The organism is Rhizobium sp. Root1203 (genome assembly GCF_001424945.1).
GTDB lineage: Bacteria > Pseudomonadota > Alphaproteobacteria > Rhizobiales > Rhizobiaceae > Rhizobium.
Map to the genome: position 1 here is coordinate 42,114 of NZ_LMCW01000045.1, position 20,742 is coordinate 62,855.

Consider the following 20,742-nt stretch of genomic DNA (forward strand, 5'->3'; position numbering starts at 1 on the left):
TCGAGATATTTCGGTCACCCATCACATGCGCGCTCGCTTGTGACGGATGTGTCGGCACATTTTACTCGGCGGCGATCCCCATCCGGCTCCGCTCCATTTCCTCCAGCGCACGGCGGTACTCGACCGGCATGACCTTGCGGAATTTCGGACGGTAGTCGATCCAGTTGTCCAGAATCTGCTTGGCGCGGGTGGATCCCGTGTAATGCAGGTGGTTGGAGATCAGCTGGTAGAGGCGCTCCTCGTCGTGGCGGGTCATGTCGCCGGAAACGTCGACGCGTCCCTTGTGCATGAGGTCGCCGCCGTGATGATGCAGCTTTTCCAGCATGTCGTCCTCCTCCGGAACCGGCTCGAGCTCGACCATGGCCATGTTGCAGCGCTTGGCGAAATCGCCGCTTTCGTCGAGAACGTAGGCCACGCCGCCGGACATGCCGGCTGCGAAGTTGCGGCCCGTTTCGCCAAGCACGACCACCACGCCGCCCGTCATGTATTCGCAGCCGTGGTCGCCCACGCCCTCTACGATGGCGATGGCGCCGGAGTTGCGGACCGCGAAGCGCTCGCCCGCGATACCGCGGAAATAGCACTCGCCCTCGGTCGCACCGTAGAGAACGGTGTTGCCGACGATGATCGAGTCTTCCGCGAGGATCTTCGAGTTCTCTGGCGGGCGGACGATGATCTTGCCGCCCGACAGTCCCTTGCCGACATAGTCGTTGCCGTCGCCGATCAGGTTGAAGGTGATGCCGCGTGCCAGGAACGCGCCGAACGACTGGCCCGCCGTGCCCCTGAGCGTCACGCTGATCGTGTCCTCCTTCAGGCCGCGATGATTGTACCGCTTGGCCACTTCGCCGGACAGCATCGCGCCAGCCGAACGGTCGACGTTCTTGATATCGACTTCGAAGGCGACAGGTGTCTTCGATGTCAGTGCGGGCTGCGCCTGCTCGATCAGCTTGCGGTCGAGGATGTCGTCGATCGGGTGCTTCTGCCGCATCGTCCAGTAGGTCTCTTCCTTGTCGGCATCGACCTTGTGGAAGATCCGGCTGAAGTCGAGCCCCTTGGCCTTCCAGTGCGAGAGCATCTCGTCCTTCTCCAGGAGCTCGGAAGCGCCGATGATGTCATCGAGCTTGGTGAAGCCGAGGGAGGCCAGGATTTCGCGCACTTCGTTGGCGACGAAGAAGAAGTAGTTGACGACGTGCTCCGGCGTGCCCTTGAAGCGCTTGCGCAGAACCGGGTCCTGCGTCGCAACCCCTACCGGACAGGTGTTGAGATGGCACTTGCGCATCATGATGCAGCCGGCGGCAATCAGCGGCGCGGTCGCAAAGCCGAACTCGTCGGCACCGAGAAGGGCACCGATGATGACGTCGCGGCCGGTCTTCAGGCCGCCGTCGACCTGCAGGGCGACGCGCGAGCGAAGCCCGTTCAGCACCAGTGTCTGCTGGGTTTCCGCAAGGCCGATTTCCCACGGGCTGCCGGCATGCTTCAGCGAGGTAAGCGGCGATGCGCCGGTACCGCCGTCGAAGCCGGAGACGGTGATGTGGTCGGCGCGCGCCTTGGCGACGCCGGCGGCAACCGTGCCGACGCCGACTTCCGAGACGAGCTTCACCGAGACATCCGCCGCCGGGTTGACGTTCTTCAGGTCGTAGATCAGCTGTGCCAGATCCTCGATCGAGTAGATGTCGTGATGTGGCGGCGGCGAAATCAGGCCGACGCCCGGCGTTGAGTGACGGGTCTTGGCGACGGTCGCATCGACCTTGTGGCCGGGCAGCTGACCGCCTTCGCCGGGCTTTGCGCCCTGCGCGACCTTGATCTGCAGCATGTCGGCGTTGACGAGATACTCGGTCGTCACGCCGAAGCGTCCCGACGCGATCTGCTTGATCGCCGAGCGTTCCGGGTTCGATGAGCCGTCCGAAAGCGGCATGTAGCGGTCGGATTCCTCGCCGCCCTCACCGGTGTTGGACTTGCCGCCGATCTGGTTCATGGCGATCGCAAGCGTCGTGTGCGCCTCGCGGCTGATCGAGCCGAACGACATGGCGCCGGTCGAGAAGCGCTTGACGATATCGATCGCCGGCTCGACGTCGTCGACCGAGACCGGTGTGCGGCCCAGCTGTTCGGCGCTCTTGACGTTGAACAGGCCGCGGATCGTGTTCATGCGCAGCGCCGACGTATTCACCATCTCGGCAAACTCGCGGTAGCGATCCTCGGCATTGCCGCGAACGGCATGCTGGAGCGTCGCGACCGCATCCGGCGTCCAGGCGTGGCTTTCGCCGCGCATGCGGTATGCATATTCACCGCCGATATCGAGCGTCGTGGCGAGCAGCGGATCCTTGCCGAAGGCCGACGTGTGGCGGGCTACGGTTTCCTCGGCGATCGCTTCGAGGCCGACACCTTCGATCATCGTCGCGGTGCCGAAGAAGTACTTGTCGACCAGCGTCTGCTGCAGGCCGATTGCGTCGAAGATCTGGCCGCCGCAATAGGACTGGTAGGTCGAGATGCCCATCTTCGACATGACCTTGAGGATGCCCTTTCCGACCGCCTTGATGTAGCGGTAGACGACTTCGGTGGCGTCCACTTCCTTGGGGAATTCGCCCTTGGCATGCATGTCGAGCAGCGTGTCGAAGGCAAGGTAGGGGTTGATCGCTTCGGCGCCATAGCCTGCGAGCAGGCAGAAATGATGCACTTCGCGCGGCTCGCCGGTTTCGACGACCAGCCCGACCGAGGTGCGGAGCCCCTTGCGGATCAGGTGATGGTGCACGGCAGCCGTCGCCAGCAGCGCCGGGATCGCGATGCGGTCCGGCCCGACCTGGCGGTCGGAAAGCACGATGATGTTGTAGCCGCCCTTGACGGCCGCTTCCGCCCGCTCGCAGAGGCGGTCGAGCATTTCGGGCATGCCTCCGGCGCCACGCTCGACATCATAGGTGAAATCGAGCGTCTTGGTGTCGAAACGATCTTCCGTATGGCCGATGGAGCGGATCTTCTCGAGATCGCCATTGGTCAGGATCGGCTGGCGCACTTCCAGGCGCTTTGCGTTTGCAGCACCTTCGTGGTCGAGGATGTTCGGCCGTGGTCCGATGAAGGACACCAGGCTCATGACCAGCTCTTCGCGGATGGGGTCGATCGGCGGGTTGGTGACCTGCGCGAAGTTCTGTTTGAAATAGGTGTAGAGCAGCTTCGACTTCTCGGACATCGCCGAGATCGGCGTATCCGTGCCCATCGAGCCGATCGCTTCCTGACCGGTCGTCGCCATCGGCGACATCAGGATTTTGGTGTCCTCGGTGGTGTAGCCGAATGCCTGCTGGCGGTTCAGCAGCGACACGTCGCGGCGAAGCGCGCGGGGCTCGACAGGCTTCAGGTCTTCGAGGATCAACTGCGTGCGGTTCAGCCAGTTGCGATAGGGGTGCTTGGTCGCGAGCTCGGACTTCACTTCCTCGTCGGAAACGATGCGGCCCTTTTCCATATCGATCAGCAGCATCTTGCCCGGCTGCAGGCGCCACTTCTGAACGATGCTCTCTTCGGGAACCGGCAGCGTGCCGGCTTCCGACGCGAGGATCACACGGTCGTCGTTGGTGACGAGATAGCGGGCCGGACGCAGGCCGTTGCGGTCGAGCGTCGCGCCGATCTGCTTGCCGTCGGTAAAGGCAACAGCCGCCGGCCCGTCCCACGGCTCCATCAGAGCGGCATGATATTCGTAGAACGCCTTGCGCTCGGCGGTCATCGACTGGTTGCCGGCCCAGGCTTCCGGGATCAGCATCATCACGGCATGCGCCATGGAGTAGCCGCCGCGCACGAGGAATTCGAGCGCGTTATCGAAACAGGCCGTGTCCGACTGGCCTTCGTAGGAGATCGGCCAGAGCTTGGAGATATCGTCGCCGAACAGCGGCGAGGACACCGAAGCCTGGCGTGCCGCCATCCAGTTGACGTTCGAACGCAGCGTGTTGATTTCGCCGTTGTGGGCGACCATGCGATACGGATGGGCAAGCTTCCACGACGGGAAGGTGTTGGTGGAGAAGCGCTGGTGCACGAGGGCGACCGCGCTTTCGAAACGCGGGTCAGACAGGTCCTTGTAATAGGCTCCGACCTGGTAGGCGAGGAACATCCCCTTGTAGACGACGGTCGCCGACGACAGCGAGACCGGATAGAAGTTGCTCTCCTCACCATCGAACTCGTCGTAGATGCGGTTTGAGATCACCTTGCGCAGCGTGAACAGGCGGCGTTCGAACTCGTCGTTCGTCGCGGCATCTTCGCCTGCACCGATGAAGACCTGCACGTGGTGCGGCTCGGTGGCGGCGATGTCGGGCGCCTTGGAAAGCGAGGAATTGTCAACGGGCACATCGCGGAAGCCGATAAAGACCTGGCCTTCCTCGGTGATGACGTCCTTGATCACCTTCTTGAAGTGCTCGATCTGCTTCTCGTCGCGCGGCATGAAGATATGGCCCATGCCGTACTCGCCGGCCTTCGGCAGGGTAATGCCCTGCTTGGCCATTTCCTCGCGGAAGAAGCGGTCGGGAATCTGCACGAGAATGCCCGCGCCGTCACCCATCAGCGGATCGGCGCCGACGGCGCCGCGATGCGTCAGGTTTTCGAGAATGAACAGGCCGTCCTTGACGATCTGGTGAGACTTCTGACCCTTCATATGCGCGACAAAGCCAACGCCGCAGGCGTCGTGTTCATTGCGCGGATCATAGAGGCCTTGTTTTCGCGGCAGACCGGAGGCGAATTTACGTGCATTGGCCGTCGCGCGCGCATCTGCTGCTGCGAACTGGTCGATACCCGTGGATGGCGTGTTCTTCGTCATCTTTTTCCTCCTGTCTGAGCCCGCGACCGCGGGCGGCTCTTCGTCGCACACCGCCCCCTATGTTAGGTTCGGCGCGTGACAGCGCTGTTGCATTGTCGAAGATCCGGTCGCCGGCGGCAGGCTTTCCGGGGAAAGCAACCGTTGCGCTCCGCGCCTGCCATGCGTTCCCTGCGGGAGCTTTCGCCCGCGCTCGGTGAACTATAGCGTGAAACCCAACGAGTGTAAGGTTTTTTGGCGCCTCTTCGGCCATAGCGGCCAAAATAGGACAGCAACCCTGTCCTAATTCAATGGTTCTATGCCAGAAAGACCGAACTTTCGCAAGAGCGACGGATTAAAAAATCGTCAATTAACGACGGAAGATTGCCAAACCGACCGAAACCGCGAAATTTAATTACGCAGTCGCGTATCATTTTGTATATTGATTGCGGAATTCAATTTCCGTGATGGGTTCGAACGCAGACGCTTGATCGGGTGAAACTTTGGCTTAGTGTCCCGCACGCACACCATTTCCACACACATTTCCACACGGTTTTTCCATGTTCTTTGCATCCGATAACTGGGCTGGCGCCCATCCTGCCATTGCCGAACGCCTGCTCAAGGAATCCACAGGTTTTGCGGCTGCCTACGGAGCCAGCGATCTCGATCGCCGCGTCGAGGCCCGCTTCGCCGAAGTCTTCGAACGCGACGTCGCGGTCTTCTTCGTCGGCACCGGCACGGCCGCCAATTCGCTCGGTCTCGCCAGCGTCCAGCGTCCGGGCGGCATCACCTTCTGCCATGCAGGCGCGCACGTGATCGAAGACGAAGGCGGCGCGCCCGATTTCTTCAGCGGTGCGCGCCTCATGCCCGTTCCCGGAGAAACCGGCAAGATCGACCCCTCGAGGCTTGCGAAACGGATCGCTGCCTTTCCGGAAGACGCCGTGCAGCATGGTCGCGCGACGGCCGTCACGATCACACAGGCAACCGAGGTCGGCACCGTCTATTCCCTGGCCGAAATCGACGCGATCGCCGCAATTGCCGGCAGGAGAAACCTGCCGCTGCACATGGACGGCGCACGCTTTGCAAATGCCCTCGTGGCGCTGGACGCCACGCCCGCCGAGATGACGTGGAAGCGCGGCATCGACATTCTCTCCTTTGGAGGCACGAAGAACGGCTGCTGGTGTGCCGAGGCGATTGTCTTCTTCAATCCGGATCAGGCGAGAGAGATGCCTTTCATCCGCAAGCGCGCGGCGCAGCTCTTCTCGAAGTCGCGCTTCATCGCGGCACAGTTTGACGGTTATTTCGAAGACAATCTCTGGCTCGATCTGGCCAGCCACGCCAACGCCACGGCAGACCGGTTGCGGGCCGGCATCGAAGCGAGCAACACCGCGCGCTTGGCGTGGGCAACCACGGCAAACGAAGTCTTCGCCATCGTCAAGAAGACGGCGGCCAACATTGCTGACGACAGGGGCGCGAAGTTTTACGAATGGCCGGTGCCGTCCGAAACGCCCGAACTGGTGGGCGCCGATGAAGCCCTGATCCGCCTCGTGACGAGCTTTGCCACGACCGAGGCGGATGTGGACCGGTTCCTGGACTGCCTTGCGGCCCAGAGCTAGTTCTGATGCACGATGACGGCGGACGGCGGTGCACCGTTGTCCGTCGTTTTCGCGTCGTGAGCGGCCACTGCGATGAGCATCACACAGGCAACCAGCCCGGATATGAAGAGTGCTCCGTAAATCATCGGTCCGTTCTCCTTGTTGCCCCGAACGTCGACCAGACGGCATGGGCAAGCTAGGCCCTGAACCTGACCAGATACCTAAGTTTCAGGGTTGAGAGATGCTTAAAATGCCGCGAAAAGCGTTAACCGCACGCTGTTCGAACGTGATGGGCGGCTGGCTCTCAATTCGAGCGGAGGCTCCTGACCTTCGCCAGAATATCCTCGGATAGTGCCGAAACCAGCGCTTGATCCGCCCCTTTGCGCGGCACCAGCACGAATTCGACATCCTCCAGTACCGGCAGCTTCCCCTTGCCGATCTCCCTCAATCCCGAGGGCGCCATGCTGCGCGGCTGCACCAGCACGCCCATGCCGGCGCGGGCGGCTGCGGTCAGACCGCTGAGGCTCCCGCAGGTGCAGACGATCCGCCATGCAATCTGATGGCGCCCCAGCGCTTCGAGCGCGATGCTGCGCGTCACGCTCGGCGGCGGAAAGGCAATCAGCGGCAACGGTCCGCCACTCAGGATGTGGTCCGGATCGCGCGCCAGCCAGACCAGCGGCTCGCGATAGACAAGCCGTCCACGCGCATCTCCCAAACGCCGCTTGGCGAGCACCAGATCGATCTCGCCGCTGTCCTGCATCTCATAGAGCGTGCCTGACAGGGCCACCGTCAGTTCGAGATCGACGGACGGATGCGACCGGACGAAATCCTCGAGCACGGCCGGAAGCTGGCTGGTCACGAAATCCTCGGAGACGCCGAGCCGCAGATTGCCGCGCAGGCTGTGCCCCCTGAAGAGCGACTGCACCTGCCCTTCGATCGACAACATCGCGCGGGCGTGCGACAGCAGCGCCTCGCCATCCGTGGTCAGCACGACCTTGTGGGTGTCGCGCGCGAGCAGACGGCGACCGATCGCCGCCTCCAGGCGCTGGATGTGCTGGCTGACGGTCGACTGGCCGAGACCCAGTCTTTCGGCGGCCAGCGTGAAGCTCCCCATCTGCTCGACGGCGACGAAACTGCGCAATTGGGTCAGGTCGAGCATCGTCATCTCATTTCGTGATAACTGTTATTCCTTGCATCCTGTATTGTAATGGAAGAAACAGGATTGATCCATCCCGACCCGAGTAAAGCAAATGCGCCGTTTTCTGCCCGATACCTTCACCATCCTGCTCGTCGGCACGGTCATCCTCGCGTCGCTGCTGCCGGCCAGCGGCACCTTTGCGGGCTACTTCGGCATCGCGACGGATTGCGCAATCGCATTGCTCTTCTTCCTGCACGGCGCGCGTCTCTCGCGCGATGTGGTGATTGCGGGCCTGCTGCACTGGCGTCTGCACCTGGTGATCCTGCTCACGACCTTCGGCGTCTTCCCGCTGCTCGGCATGGGCCTCGGCTTCCTGCCGGAGACGATCCTGCCGCACCCGCTCTATCTCGGCATTCTCTTTCTCTGCGTCCTGCCCTCGACGGTGCAGTCCTCGATCGCCTTCACCTCGATGGCCGGAGGCAACGTGCCGGCGGCCATCTGCTCGGCCTCGGCCTCCAATATCTTCGGCATGTTCCTGACACCGCTGCTTGTCGGACTGCTGTTTTCGGTCGGCGGCCACGGCGGATTTTCCTGGGATGCGTTTCTGCAGATCTGTATCCAGCTGCTCCTGCCGTTCATCGTCGGCCAGGTCCTGCAGCCCTGGATCGGCAGTTGGATCCGCACCAGGAAGAAGCTGTTGATGCCGGTCGACCGCGGATCGATCCTGATGGTCGTCTATCTCGCTTTCAGCAAGGCCGTCGTCGAGGGGCTGTGGCACACCTTCTCGCTCGCCGATATCGCGGTCGTCATCGTCGCCGATATGCTGCTTCTCGCCATCGTTCTCTGCGCCACCATGTACGGCAGCCGTTGGCTCGGCTTCAACAAGGCAGATGAGATCACCATCACCTTTTGCGGCTCGAAGAAGAGCCTCGCAAGCGGCGTGCCGATGGCCAATGTCATCTTTGCTGGCCAGTCGATCGGCGCGATCGTCCTGCCGCTGATGCTTTTCCATCAGATCCAGTTGATGGTTTGCGCCGTCATCGCCCAGAAATATGCAGCCGCCGCCCGCCGGCAGGCCACCGAGGCGGAAATCGAAGAAGCGGCCAGCCCGGCCTGATCGGCCCCGGCCGAGCAGCGCACAGAATAAAGGCGGCGCCCCCGTGGAGCGCCGCCCGCCTTGCCTCATCCTGGGAGGGATAGGTTAGTTGGTGACCTGAGCCTCGATCGCCTTCGGCGCGCTCACCGGCTCTGCGGCGATCGCGATCTTGCGCGGCTTCATGGCTTCGGGAATGCTGCGCAGAAGGTCGATGTGAAGCAGTCCGTTCTTCAGGGACGCAGCGGTCACCTCGACATGGTCGGCAAGCTGGAAGCGCCGCTCGAAGGTGCGCTTGGCAATGCCGCGATAGAGATATTCGCTGCCTTCCGCATGATCGTCGCCCTTTTCACCCTTGACGGTGAGAGCGTGGGCCTGCGCCTCGATCGAGATTTCGGTCTCGTCGAAACCGGCGACGGCCATGGTGATGCGATAGGTGTTCTCACCGGTGCGCTCGATGTTGTAGGGCGGATACGTCTGCCCCTGGTCCGGCTGACCGAGGCTGTCGAGCATGGTGAAGAGGCGGTCGAAACCGACCGTGGAACGATAAAGGGGAGAGAAGTCTACGTGACGCATGATGTCCTCCATGGGAAGCGACGTGTTGCGATAATTTGCCCCGCAAGCCCCTGCTCAGGCAGCTCCGGAACGGTTCCGCGGACCCGTTTGGCGTCCGCAGAAATGAGATGGTGACGCGTCTTGCGGAGTTCAAGACCCCTTCGAAGCACCCGCCCCTGGAACGCACACCACGTGGCGTGAACCGCATATGAACGCTCGGTTCGGCATGCGTTCAGGAGCGTTCGGATATCAATGTGGTCATCGGATCGCACTGGCCCGATGGCTGAAGTGTATCGTCCCTTCGTCTTCAGCCCGACCTCCGGCCGGCATCGCGCAACCTCGGGTTTCGCATGCCGGCTTCTTTTTCTTCCATGTCAGAACGCTGCTTTTTTCTTGATTTGACACTGCAATCGCCTATCCGCTTTACTGGCTATCCGAACATGCACGAAGGACGCGATCGAGCTGCCATGGACCAGGTCCTTTTTTCGACACCGGGCAATCCTATTCCGGAAAACCGGACGGAAGGCTTCTTCGAGACGCATGACGGACTGCAGCTGCGTTATGCGGTTTTTCGGTCGAGCGCTTCGGTCGCCAAGGGCACCGTCGTCCTGCTGCATGGGCGCAACGAATATATCGAGAAGTACTACGAAACGATCCGCGATCTGACGGACAAGGGTCTCTGGGTCGCGACGTTCGATCTGCGCGGTCAGGGCAATTCGGCTCGTCTTCTCAAGACGCGCCACTATGGTCATGTTCGGCGATTCGTCGATTACGAGCACGACCTCGACACCTTCCTCGAAAAGATCGTCCTGCCCGATACCCGCCTGCCGTTCTACATCCTTGCGCATTCCACCGGTGCGCTCATTGCGCTGTCGGCAGCACCGTATCTTTCGAGCCGCATCGAACGCATGGTATTGACGGCACCGTTCATCGGCCTTTCAGGCCAGGCGGCATCTTCAGGTACGATCAGGCGCCTGGCGACCATTGCCTGTTCACTCGGGCTCGGCTCGTTTCCACTTGCCCGCAAGCTCAGGGACATGCCGTTCACGGACAATCCGCTGACCTCCGATGAAGTTCGCTTCGAACGCAACCAGGCGATTTCCGCCGCTTACCCCGATCTGTTGCTCGGCCTGCCGACAGCGCGCTGGCTGCTCGAATCCTTCATTACGATCGACCGCGTCACCTCGCCCAACCACCTGTTCTCGATCACCATTCCGACTGTTGTCATCGCCCCGACGCGCGACACGATCGTGCCGTATATCGCTCAGGAGCGACTGTCGCGCTACTTCCGTGCCGGCCAGCTGGTGCCGATCAACGGCGCCCGCCATGAAGTGCTGCAGGAGCGCGACGTCTATCGCAAGGCGGCGCTTGCCGCCTTCCATGCCTTCATCCCCGGCAGCGATGCGGAAGCAGCCGAGGCGGTCGAAGGCTTCGGCACCTGAACGCACGCTTCGGGCCTGCCCGAAGCGTGCTACTGCCCTCGCACGAGGGCTTCAGGGGCCATCGCCGGCGTAGCGCGCGGTTTTTGAACGCTATGCGTTTGAATTTCTCGGGAATCTCATGTAAAACGTCGCCACTGATCGATAAGGGCTGCACTAATCACATAGGAGGCACCTGGCGTTGAGGGCGCGAAACGTCTTGGGAAGATCCCTTTCAGGGATCCTATTCGTCGGCTTGGCGACTGCGGGCTGCACAACTGCGCCCAAGTCAACGCCTGCCTCGGCCACGCATTCCACGAAGCGGATTGAACCGGCAAAGGTTACCTACAATTATACCTCCGAAGACCGCTCTTGTCTGAAGCGCGCCATGTATTTCGAGTCCGAGCGTTCAAGCCACGATGGCTACATGGCCGTCGGAACGGTCATCATGAACAGGCTGACCTCCGGAGCCTATCCCGACTCGATTTGCGGTGTCGTCGCGCAGGAACGGCAATTTGCGCCGGGTGTGATGACACGAGAGGTGAAGGAGGAGGCGCAATCCGATCTCGACCTCGCCGCCGACGCCATTCTGCACGGGGAACGCAACCCCGAAGTCAAGGAAGCGATGTTCTTCCACACCGACGGCCTGAAGTTTCCCTATGACAACATGCACTATGTTGCCGTGGCGGGTGGCAACGCATTCTACGAGAAGCGCGGAGCGGACGGAGCGCTTCAAACACCGTCGCCGCTGCCCGCCTACGAAGTCGCGATGAACTACCTGCCGGCCCACAGCGCCTCGTCGGCGCAGTTCGAGCTGCTCATTCCGGCCGCCGTCCCCATTCCCACCCCGATGCCCCTGCCCGATGCAGTCATGGACACCGGCTTCGAGCTGCCGGCGACCGTGGCGGTACCCTTGCCTCGTCCGGCGCTCGATAGCGCCGGGATGAGAGCGGGCTTCGACCTGGCAGGAGGATAGCCGGAAACCTGCGCCTGCGGGCGCATGTCAAAGGCTGATACCGTCAGGCGACCTTCGCCAGGCCAACCGCACCGCGGTCGTTCTCGACCTCACCAACTTTGACCCCGCCAACCTTGAATTGCCCGACAAGCTCGAAAAGCGCTTCCGCCTCCAAGGCAAGTCGTCGGCTGGCGGCGGCGGTTTGCTCGACCATCGCGGCGTTGCGCTGCGTATCCTGATCCATCGACATCACCGCGCCGTTGATCTGGTTAAGGCTGGAAGACTGCTCCTTGGCAGCCTCCACGATCCCGGTGACGTTGTCGTGGACCTGCAGCACCTGCGCCGCGATCGCTTCGAGCGCTGACCCCGTCTTGCCCACCAGCGCCACGCCGTCGCGCACGGAACTCTCGGAGTCACGGATCAGCGCCTTGATCTCCTTTGCCGCGCCGGCAGAGCGCTGCGCCAGTTCCCGGACCTCATGGGCGACGACCGCAAAACCTTTGCCCGCCTCGCCTGCCCGCGCCGCTTCGACGCCGGCATTGAGCGCCAGCAGGTTGGTCTGGAAAGCAATGTCGTCGATCACCCCGACGATGCCCGCAATTTGCCTGGACGATTGCTCGATCTTGGACATCGCCTCGACCGTTTGCCGAACGACGCCAGCCGACTCCTGCGCGCTGCGCGACGTGTCGGCAACCAGGCGGCCCGCATCGGATGCGCGTCGCGCTGAATCGGACACGGTCGTCGAGATCTCCAGGACAGCAGACGCAGTTTCCTCGACCGAAGCAGCCTGCGTTTCCGAACGCTTGGCCAGGTCGTCGGAAGCGATACGAATGTCCCGCGTCCCTGAAGCGATCAGCGTCGCGTTCCTGGAAATGGCCTGCATCGCAGCGCGCAATCGGGCTGCCGATGCATTGTAGTCGGTCCGCAGGTTGTCGAGCGTTGCAATGAACGGCTGATCGATCGCCTGCTCCAGGTCACCCTCGGCCATTGCCTGCAGGCCCTGCGCGAGTTCGTTCACCGCACGCACGCGCTCGGTCACGTCGCTTGCGAACTTGACGACCTTGAAGACCTTGCCGTTCATGTCGACGATCGGGTTGTAGGACGCCTGGATGAAGACCTTCCGTCCGCCCTTGCCGATACGCATGAACTCGTCCGCTGCAAAACGACCTTCGCCGAGGTTGCGCCAGAACGCCGTGTAGTCCGTACTGTCCACGTAATCGCGATCGCAGAACATCGAGTGATGCTTGCCGCGGATCTCCTCGATCGTATAGCCGAGCGTCTCGAGGAAATTCGCGTTGGCGGTGAGAATGTGGCCGTCCGGGGTGAATTCTATCGTCGCTTGCGCACGCGACAGCGCGTCGAGCTTTCCCGCATCTTCGGCGCTCTTGAGCTTGCTCTCGGTGATATCGGTCGCGAACTTGACGACCTTGTACGGTGTCGAACCCTTGAACACGGGATTGTAGGATGCCTCGATCCAGACCTCGCGTCCGGCCTTGCCGATGCGCTTGTACTGCCTGCGATCGAATTTGCCTTCTGCCAGCCGCGCCCAGAACGCGCGGTAGTCTTCGCTCCGCGCTTCGGCGGGATCGACGAACATGCGGTGATGCCGGCCGACGATCTCGCCAAGGTTATAGCCCATGGCGCTGCAGAAATTCTGGTTGGCCGAGAGAATCTTGCCCGTGAGATCGAATTCGATGACTGCCTGGGAGCGGTTGACGGCATCCAGAACTGCCTTGGCATCAGCCCCGGCGGTGAAAGGTAAAATATGCATTTCGAGATGCCTTTTACGTAAAATGCGGGATGCCGATAATCCGCCGCGTGTCTTTGCTGAGTCTCCTATGCAGGATTTGCAGCGAAACGTTACATGTCTGTTAACGCTCTTCTTTTGCGAGCAAGAATGTCCGCAAATCGTTGAAACAAACAATCATTGCGGATCTATACGCTAAGACTTTCAATCTTTGAGAGAGTAATGTGACTAAGCCGAACTGCCTTCTGCAACGCGGCATGCCGGTGCTAGCGAACGAGAGGAGAACTGCGCCAAGCTCAATCAGCAAACTCCTCGATCCGCTCCGCAAAAATCCTGAACCCGATTCGTTCGTAGGTCGCCTTCGCTTTCGGATGGTCATTCGTGTCGGTGTGGAGCCAGACGCGGCGCGGTTGGCGCGCCCATATTGCCCGCAGGGCCCAATCCAGAAGATAGGGGCCGAGACGTTTGCCCTGTGAGTCGGGAGTCAAACCGAAGTGCTTCAGCTCGACATCCTGTCTGCCGACGCCTTCGAACTCGCAAAGCCCTATGGGCTGCACTTCGTCGCGCAAAATGTAGAGGGCGGTCGAAGGCCGGAGCAGAAATGCGCCAAGCTCCACTTTCGGCTGTCGAAGGCGGTCGTCCCAGTGCAGCGGATCGCCGACGGATCGGTAGAGCGAAAGGTAGTCGTCCGGTTCAAGGCGCTCCCTGGCAATATGCATGCCCGGAAGCGGCGACGACAGGATCGGCCCGGCCGGTGGCTGGAGTTGTTCCAGATAGCTGACGAGAAGTTGGACCATCACCCGCCGTGCGCTTTGATGGCCATTGCGGAAACCGGGCTTCCCGCACAACCCTCCGGCCTACCGCCGAAGAACGGCGACCGCCTGGTCGTAGACCGCACGGCTTCCGGCGGCGATGATCGAGCCGCCGTTTTCCGGTCGCCCACCGTCCCAGGTGGTGATGATGCCGCCGGCCTTCTCGATGACGGGGATGATACCGCCTACATCGTAGGGCTTCAGGCTGTTCTCGATCACCAGGTCGACATGGCCCGCCGCCAGCAGCGCGTACGCATAGCAGTCCGTGCCATAGCGGAAAAGCCGCACCTGGCTTTCGATCTCGCGATACTTTTCCATCTCGTCTCCCACGAAAAGATGTGGCGACGTCGTGAAGAGAATGGCGTCGGAAAGCTGTCCGCAGTCCCGCACCTTGAGCTGCCGCTCGCCTTCGGGCCCGGTGTAGTACGAACCGCTCTCGTCGGCGAAATATCTCTCGCCTGTAAACGGCTGCTCGATCATCCCCATAATCGCGCGGCCGTTCCGCTGCAGGCCGATCAGCGTCCCCCAGACGGGAACGCCTGAGATGAAGGCCCGCGTGCCGTCGATCGGATCGATCACCCATACATATTCGCGGTCGAGGCCGATATTGCCATGCTCCTCGCCGAGAATACCGTGCCCGGGAAAATGCTCTTCGATCAGAGCGCGGATGGCCAGCTCCGCGGCCCGGTCCCCTTCGGTTACCGGGTCGAAACCGCCCGACAGCTTGTTCACGATATCCAGGCCCGAGCGAAAGCGCGGCAGCGTTTCTGCTCTTGCGGCTTCTGCGAGGCGATTGAAGAACGAGCGGTCAGGAAACATGGTGCAATCCATCCGGTGGCGGGCAATGGCGTTTTTCTTAGCGGAAATGCGCTCGGTTGCAAACGCAAGCGGCAGCTTTTAGCCGGCTGCCCAATATTTTTGCACCGCAATATAATGCTTGACAATTGTGCATCGCAGCAGTAGTGTCTTCATACAGTCTCTGACTGTAAATACCCTCCTTGGGTGTTTCCTCCCTAGACTTGGACCGCCGCAAGGCGGTCTTTTTTTGATGGTTGGTTTTTTGATCGCAGGGACCGTTATTCTGCGGCGAGCGCCGTATCGCTGGCGAACTTGGCCACATAGTCGGCCATCTGCCGCATGAACGACGTGATCGCCGCCGCAACGAGCGCAAAGTCGGGACGTTTCTCCAGCGTGATCTCGTCTACGTAGATCGAACGGTTCACCTCGATCTGCAGCGCGTGCAGGCCACGCGATGGCCGGCCATAATGCTCCGTGATGAAGCCACCGGCATAGGGCTTGTTGCGGATCGCCGCAAAGCCCATTTCCTCGAATATACCGACCGCCGTTCGTGACAGTTCGGCCGATGCGCTGGTGCCGTAGCGATCGCCGATGATGAAATCCGGCCGCGTGTTGGCGCCGGCAACGCGGACATTTCCGGGCATCGAGTGGCAGTCGATCAGCACGCCGAACCCGAACTGGACATGCGTGCGGGCAATAAGCCGGCGCAGCGCAGCATGATAGGGCTTGTAGACGGCCTCGATGCGGTCGAGGCCTTCCTGCACCGACAGGCGCCTGCCGTAGATTTCCATGTTTTCTGCGACGATGCGCGGGATCGTGCCGAGACCGCCCGCAACCCTCAACGAGTTGACGTTCGCATAGGGCGGCAACAACCCGTCGAACATCCGCGGATCGAGCTCGTAGGGCTCGCGGTTCACATCGAGGTAGGCCCGCGGAAAATTGGCAACGAGCAACGGCGCACCGAGCGCGCTTGCCTCGGCAAACAACTCGTCCACGTAGTGATCTTCCGAGCGGCGGATCGAAATGCCCTGGAGCCGCGATTGCGCGATAAACTCCGGTGGATAGACGCGACCGCTGTGGGGGGAGTTATAAACGAAGGGAATTGCATGCGACACAGGCTCCCGGATCTCAAAAAGCTCGTATTCGGGGATTTCGTGCACCTTTTTCCCTCTTAACCATGCCAGGAGGCCGCCGCTTTGCCCATGTTGCCAGTTGCCGGGCTCCAAGTCCATACTATCTCATGGGGATGACGGTTCACGCAGGCAGTTCACCGGTTGTTTACTGGCCGAACTCTAGTGTAAATGGCTCAAGCCTCACGCGTAAATTCCCACTGATCAGCGGTCTGGATAATGACTCAGAAGATACTTCTTGCAGAAGACGACAACGACATGCGCCGCTTCCTCGTGAAGGCGCTCGAAAAGGCCGGCTACAAGGTGCTGTCCTATGACAACGGCGCCAGCGCCTACGACCGGCTTCGCGAAGAACCCTTCTCTCTTTTGCTGACCGATATCGTCATGCCCGAAATGGACGGTATCGAGCTCGCACGCCGCGCGACCGAACTCGATCCGGACCTCAAGGTCATGTTCATCACCGGTTTCGCGGCTGTGGCTCTGAACCCTGATTCGAAGGCGCCGAAGGATGCGAAGGTCCTTTCCAAGCCTTTCCACCTGCGCGACCTGGTCGACGAAGTGAACAAAATGCTTGCCGCATAAGGGTTCGCGCGGCGCGTGTCACAAATCCGAAAAAAGCCTATTGACGGCAAAAAGGGTTTGTGGTCTATGCGCCGCCATCGGATGGGCGTGTAGCTCAGCGGGAGAGCACTACGTTGACATCGTAGGGGTCACAGGTTCAATCCCTGTCACGCCCACCATCCGAAATCCTCCTTTAAGTCAAAGACTTATCGGAGCGGCGGTCGCCAGAAAAAACCATCGCAATTCATCGCTGTCACACCACGGTCACAGCACGAGGTTTTGCAATGGCGACAATTCGCAAGCGTAACGGCAAGTATCAGGTCCAGGTCCGCATTCAGGGCTGCACCCCCATCTCCAAAACATTCACCCGATTAGACGACGCGAAGACGTGGGCACGGCTCACCGAGGTCGAGGCCGAACAAACCGGCCTACCCGCAGATCCCCGCGCCCTCACCCGCATCACAGTAGGCAAAATCCTTGAGCGCTACCGGGACGAGGTCATCCCGAAAAAGCGCGGGCGCGAAATTGAGACGATCATCGTCAACGCGATGCTCCGTCAGCCTTGGTGCAACCGATCCCTCGCCCAGATCGACGGGGCCGCATTTGCCGAGTACCGGGACGCCCGGCTCCAAGTCGTCCAGCCCTGCACGATCAAGCGCGAACTCGGCATCCTCCAGCACGCTTTCGACATCGCCGCCCGGGAATGGGCAATCCCCCTCAGGAGCAACCCCCTCAAAGCAATCGCCAAGCCGGGGGCGTCAATGAGGCGGGAGCGGCGCATCCGACAGGGGGAACGGGCTCGCCTCTATCGGGCGGCGAGGCAGTGCCGGGTCAAGAACATGCGGGCCCTGATCTTGGTCGCCCTTGAGACGGCGATGCGACAGGGGGAATTGCTCGCGGCGAAGTGGCACGACATCGATCTCGCCGCCCGCCTGTGGCTCATCCCCCTCACCAAGAACGGCGAACGTCGGACGATCCCGCTAACGCGGCAGTGCGTTCGGTTGCTCCGCGTCTTGAAGGCCGGGGCGGTGGAGGACGGCGCTCGCGTGTTCGACCTATCGCGGGAAGCCGTGAAGTGCTCGTGGAGGCGGATCATGAAGCGCAGCGCCCTCGATGACCTCAACTTCCACGACCTCCGCCACGAGGCCATCAGTCGGTTCTTCGAGCGCGGTTTGTCGGTGCCGGAGGTCAGCCTGATCAGCGGCCACAAGGATGCCCGGATGCTGTTCCGCTACACCCACATGACCGCCGCGCATGTGCTGGCGAAACTGGACTAAGCGGCAAAGAAAAGGGCGGCGGTTCACCAACCCGAACCGCCGTCCGATTGCTAATCCGCCCGCAGATGAACATTGTCCTTCTTGAGGACGATTCGTCTACGGGACGACTTGATGGGGGCGAGGATGAGAAAAGCAATAACGATTGGGACGGCACTGTTCTTAGTTGCGGCCACAGCCAGCAGCGCGGGTTTAATGGACCGGTCAGATTGTTTGAATGGACCGACGAGCTTCTACAGTGGGGTGGACGGCGCTTTGTCCTCCCTACAAAAGCGTCTTGTCGCGTGCTTCAATTACGGCAACGAAGTCGAGGTCGAGAACCACAATGCGCAAGCCCGAGAGATCGGGTTGCTCCATGCCAAGATCGATCGACTTGAACAGCAACTGGCAATTCAAGAAAGTAAGCTTTCGATACTGGAAACGAGATTGCTTGCGGCAGCGGATAAGTAGCCCAACCAACGACAGCCAAGAGTCCCAAAAATCCCACACAATTTGCGAGGGACGTCTTGGGGGGTCGGGGGTACCCGGTATCGGCGAAAGCCCTCCCGCGCGGTCCTGAAACTGCATGGGGGGGGTAGGGGCCGAGGGGGAGCCATACGCTTTGCGCGCCGCGAGGATGATCATGTGCGGGGGCGGATGGGCGGGCCGGGCGATTGACCATCCGACCGATTGAATGCCCCAAGTGCCGCCCGGTGTGGCGCGCCGCCCCGTTCCCCCGCCCCGCTTCGGCTCAGGTCCGATATGGTCCGTGTCTCCGGGCCACGAGCCATACCATGCTCCGCTTCGCTTACCGTTTCGGAGGTGGGTATGGCTCGTTTACTTATTAAACGATATGGCCCAAGGCTGGTATGGTTGCGTCCAATTTGGACAGATATGGCCGAGGTGGGTATGGCCCTACAATTCAATTGTGGGTATGGCTCCCGCCGCTCCGGTATGGCTGTGCAACGTGGTTTACAAGCCATACCATGCTCGGCCCTCTTCCCCCCTTCCCGAGCCTCGTATGGTTGTGTGCCTTAAGCACAGGTACGTATCGGAGGGCGGTATGGTCCGTTCACCAAGTGAGCGAGCCATATCCCCACTCGGCTTTTCTTTCCCCACCTGAGGGTCGGTATGGTCGGTAAACTTAGTTTACGATATGGCCCCAACCTCCCCGCCAGTATCACATGGGCAAGCCCGAGTGATCCCCAGCCAACCCCCGCATTCCCAGTATCACAAGAGTGGTTATTGACATTTTGAGCCTACAGTATCACAGTGTCCTTAATGTCGTTGAGCCCCGGAGTTCCTCCCCATGTCACAGCTTGTCGGATACGCCCGCACCTCCACCACCGATCAGAAGGCCGGGCTCGAAGCCCAACTCCGCGACCTCCGCGCCGCAGGCTGCACCAAGATATTCCACGAGGAACTCTCCGCCCTCGCCACCAAGCGCCCCGAGCTCGACCGCATGCTGGATTACGTCCGGGAGAGGGATACCCTGATTGTGACGAAGCCCGACCGCCTTGCGCGATCAACTGCCGACCTGCTCGCAATCGCCAAGGGCCTCGAAACCGAGGGCGTGACGCTCCGCATCCTCTCCATGAACGTGAACACCGCCACCCCCACCGGCAAGCTCATGTTGACCATCCTCGGGGGCATCGCCGCGTTCGAGCGGGATTTGATGCTGGAGCGCCAGCGGGAGGGCATTGCGAAGGCGAAGAGCGAGGGGAAGTACAAGGGGCGCGCACCGACCGCGAGGGCTAAGGCGGGTGAGGTGAAAGCGCTGAAGGCGGAGGGGCTGACGGGCGATGCGATTGCCGCGCGGCTGGGGATCGGGCGGGCGAGTGTGTTTCGGATCTTGCGGGCCGATTAACTCAGCCCGTAGTATCCAAACAATGCCTTCTGCGCGACCGCGCTCCCGACTTCGAGGCCAACGCCCCAGACCCCGCTCGCTGCTTTGCCTGCCATCTTCCCGAGCCAGCCAGACACCTTCGGGCCAAACTTCTTGTCTTCCCCGATCTTCGGCTCCTCCGCCAGCGCCGCTTCCAACTCCGCAACATCCGCCGCGTCAACTCCATGTGTGGTGAGTTGATTGCGAAGGTCCTGGAGATTGCCGTGATTCACCGTGAAGTTAACGGTCGAGTGGTTCGCGTTTCCGACCACACCGGCGTTGCCGTTGATAGTCGTGTGGAAGATGTGCTGCACCGTGCCCACGGCTAGCTCTTTGGTCGTCATTCCGTCTACCTCCCCCGCGTTCGGATATTTTTTCTTGAGCGTTAAAACAAAATCTAGGACCCGGTTGCGCACGGCGTCTATGATCCCAAGCACTTGAGACGCGGAAAACTCTCCCCAGAAACTATGGATGTCGTAGCTTTCGTCGACTACCTTGCCGGGCAATAAATGGCTGTAATTGTTCATGCTTACGGTCATCGGCTTCGTGGCATCGATGTCGACCGCAATAATTGTGCCGATGGGCTGGCGGCATTGAAAGATATGAATGTCTTCGATACCGGTCGCAGCGGCCACTAGTCTCGTAGGAACGGGCATAGCGGTAGCCTTATAAGCGATGTTCGCACCGCTGGCTTTGAAAGCCATCTTTATTCGACGGTACTCGGGAACCTCAACTTCCGGGGGATACCCGTTCATCTCCAGTTTGACCCAATCCTCAAGCACGCCGCTGTCGAGATTGGAGGCAAGTACCAGCACCTTCCGCAACAGCGTCGCAACCGGCGTAGTATCGTTCACTGCGTCGTTCTGTATTTCGGCAAGTAGCCCCATTTGCGCACCCGTTTTGATGCGTGTAAATGTAGCTGTCCGCTTACTTCCCCGCTAGTGCCTAGGAGAGTTATCCGCAACTCTCAGGTCTACACTAGGAAGTCACCACTACCTTAGAACGCGATCATTCCGGTCCGATCAGAAGAAGTGTTCCAC

Annotated in this window: 17 protein-coding genes and 1 tRNA gene; 9 read left to right on the forward strand and 9 right to left on the reverse strand. The window is 61.0% G+C overall.

The features are described 5' to 3' along the window. Window positions 1–61 precede the first annotated feature (61 nt). Window positions 62–4,786, reverse strand: coding sequence for a glutamate synthase large subunit (gene gltB, locus ASC97_RS26695; RefSeq protein WP_057471362.1), 4,725 nt, complete (start codon window positions 4,784–4,786; stop codon window positions 62–64). 536 nt (window positions 4,787–5,322) lie between these two features. Between gltB and ASC97_RS26700 the strand changes: the two genes are divergently transcribed. Further along, window positions 5,323–6,378, forward strand: coding sequence for a threonine aldolase family protein (locus ASC97_RS26700; protein WP_057471363.1), 1,056 nt, complete (start codon window positions 5,323–5,325; stop codon window positions 6,376–6,378). On the opposite strand, the gene ASC97_RS35975 is transcribed toward ASC97_RS26700, so the two are convergent. Then, window positions 6,375–6,503, reverse strand: coding sequence for a hypothetical protein (locus ASC97_RS35975; protein ID WP_274534178.1), 129 nt, complete (start codon window positions 6,501–6,503; stop codon window positions 6,375–6,377). The two genes, ASC97_RS26700 and ASC97_RS35975, sit on opposite strands and share 4 nt — an antisense overlap. 158 nt (window positions 6,504–6,661) lie before the next feature. Next, entirely contained in the window at window positions 6,662–7,516 is an 855-nt protein-coding gene (locus ASC97_RS26705; RefSeq protein ID WP_057471549.1) for a LysR family transcriptional regulator, read from the reverse strand. A gap of 91 nt (window positions 7,517–7,607) precedes the next feature. On the opposite strand from ASC97_RS26705, the gene ASC97_RS26710 reads away from it, so the two are divergent. Then, window positions 7,608–8,612 (forward strand): bile acid:sodium symporter family protein, encoded by a 1,005-nt coding sequence (locus ASC97_RS26710; protein ID WP_057471364.1) that lies wholly within the window; start codon window positions 7,608–7,610, stop codon window positions 8,610–8,612. Window positions 8,613–8,696: 84 nt separating this feature from the next. Here ASC97_RS26710 and ASC97_RS26715 read toward each other — a convergent pair whose 3' ends face one another. Beyond that, window positions 8,697–9,164, reverse strand: coding sequence for an Hsp20 family protein (locus ASC97_RS26715; protein ID WP_057471365.1), 468 nt, complete (start codon window positions 9,162–9,164; stop codon window positions 8,697–8,699). Between the two features lie 446 nt (window positions 9,165–9,610). Here ASC97_RS26715 and ASC97_RS26720 point away from each other — a divergent pair, with 446 nt between their 5' ends. Together ASC97_RS26720 and ASC97_RS26725 are read left to right on the forward strand one after the other, a co-directional pair. Further along, window positions 9,611–10,585, forward strand: a complete 975-nt coding sequence (locus ASC97_RS26720; RefSeq protein ID WP_057471366.1) for an alpha/beta fold hydrolase — start codon at window positions 9,611–9,613, stop codon at window positions 10,583–10,585. 178 nt (window positions 10,586–10,763) lie between these two features. Continuing rightward, entirely contained in the window at window positions 10,764–11,537 is a 774-nt protein-coding gene (locus ASC97_RS26725) for a cell wall hydrolase (protein ID WP_057471367.1), read from the forward strand. 43 nt (window positions 11,538–11,580) lie between these two features. On the opposite strand, the gene ASC97_RS26730 is transcribed toward ASC97_RS26725, so the two are convergent. The 4 genes from ASC97_RS26730 to ASC97_RS26745 all read right to left on the reverse strand — a co-directional run bounded on the left by ASC97_RS26730 (window position 11,581) and on the right by ASC97_RS26745 (window position 16,033). After that, a complete protein-coding gene (locus ASC97_RS26730; RefSeq protein WP_057471368.1) occupies window positions 11,581–13,287 on the reverse strand; it encodes a methyl-accepting chemotaxis protein in 1,707 nt (568 codons plus the stop codon). A 272-nt stretch (window positions 13,288–13,559) separates the two neighbouring features. Further along, window positions 13,560–14,060: a GNAT family N-acetyltransferase gene (locus ASC97_RS26735; RefSeq protein ID WP_057471369.1), complete on the reverse strand. Its 501-nt coding sequence runs from the start codon at window positions 14,058–14,060 to the stop codon at window positions 13,560–13,562. Between the two features lie 60 nt (window positions 14,061–14,120). Next, window positions 14,121–14,894, reverse strand: coding sequence for a histidinol-phosphatase (gene hisN, locus ASC97_RS26740; protein WP_057471370.1), 774 nt, complete (start codon window positions 14,892–14,894; stop codon window positions 14,121–14,123). Between the two features lie 257 nt (window positions 14,895–15,151). Beyond that, window positions 15,152–16,033 carry an N-formylglutamate amidohydrolase gene (locus ASC97_RS26745; protein ID WP_057471371.1) on the reverse strand — a complete coding sequence of 294 codons (882 nt, stop codon included), beginning with the start codon at window positions 16,031–16,033 and terminating at the stop codon, window positions 15,152–15,154. A 189-nt stretch (window positions 16,034–16,222) separates the two neighbouring features. On the opposite strand from ASC97_RS26745, the gene cpdR1 reads away from it, so the two are divergent. The 5 genes from cpdR1 to ASC97_RS26770 all read left to right on the forward strand — a co-directional run bounded on the left by cpdR1 (window position 16,223) and on the right by ASC97_RS26770 (window position 19,684). After that, window positions 16,223–16,585, forward strand: coding sequence for a response regulator CpdR1 (gene cpdR1, locus ASC97_RS26750; protein WP_003542883.1), 363 nt, complete (start codon window positions 16,223–16,225; stop codon window positions 16,583–16,585). Window positions 16,586–16,668: 83 nt separating this feature from the next. Continuing rightward, window positions 16,669–16,743, forward strand: a tRNA-Val gene (locus ASC97_RS26755). Window positions 16,744–16,848: 105 nt separating this feature from the next. Beyond that, the gene (locus ASC97_RS26760; protein WP_057471372.1) at window positions 16,849–17,841 is read left to right on the forward strand and encodes a tyrosine-type recombinase/integrase; all 993 of its coding nucleotides are present in this window, start codon (window positions 16,849–16,851) and stop codon (window positions 17,839–17,841) included. Between the two features lie 123 nt (window positions 17,842–17,964). Continuing rightward, entirely contained in the window at window positions 17,965–18,288 is a 324-nt protein-coding gene (locus tag ASC97_RS26765; protein WP_156390476.1) for a hypothetical protein, read from the forward strand. A gap of 838 nt (window positions 18,289–19,126) precedes the next feature. After that, entirely contained in the window at window positions 19,127–19,684 is a 558-nt protein-coding gene (locus ASC97_RS26770; RefSeq protein ID WP_057471374.1) for a recombinase family protein, read from the forward strand. On the opposite strand, the gene ASC97_RS26775 is transcribed toward ASC97_RS26770, so the two are convergent. Then, window positions 19,681–20,589 carry an AbiTii domain-containing protein gene (locus ASC97_RS26775; RefSeq protein ID WP_057471375.1) on the reverse strand — a complete coding sequence of 303 codons (909 nt, stop codon included), beginning with the start codon at window positions 20,587–20,589 and terminating at the stop codon, window positions 19,681–19,683. The genes ASC97_RS26770 and ASC97_RS26775 overlap by 4 nt on opposite strands. Between the last annotated feature and the right edge of the window lie 153 nt (window positions 20,590–20,742).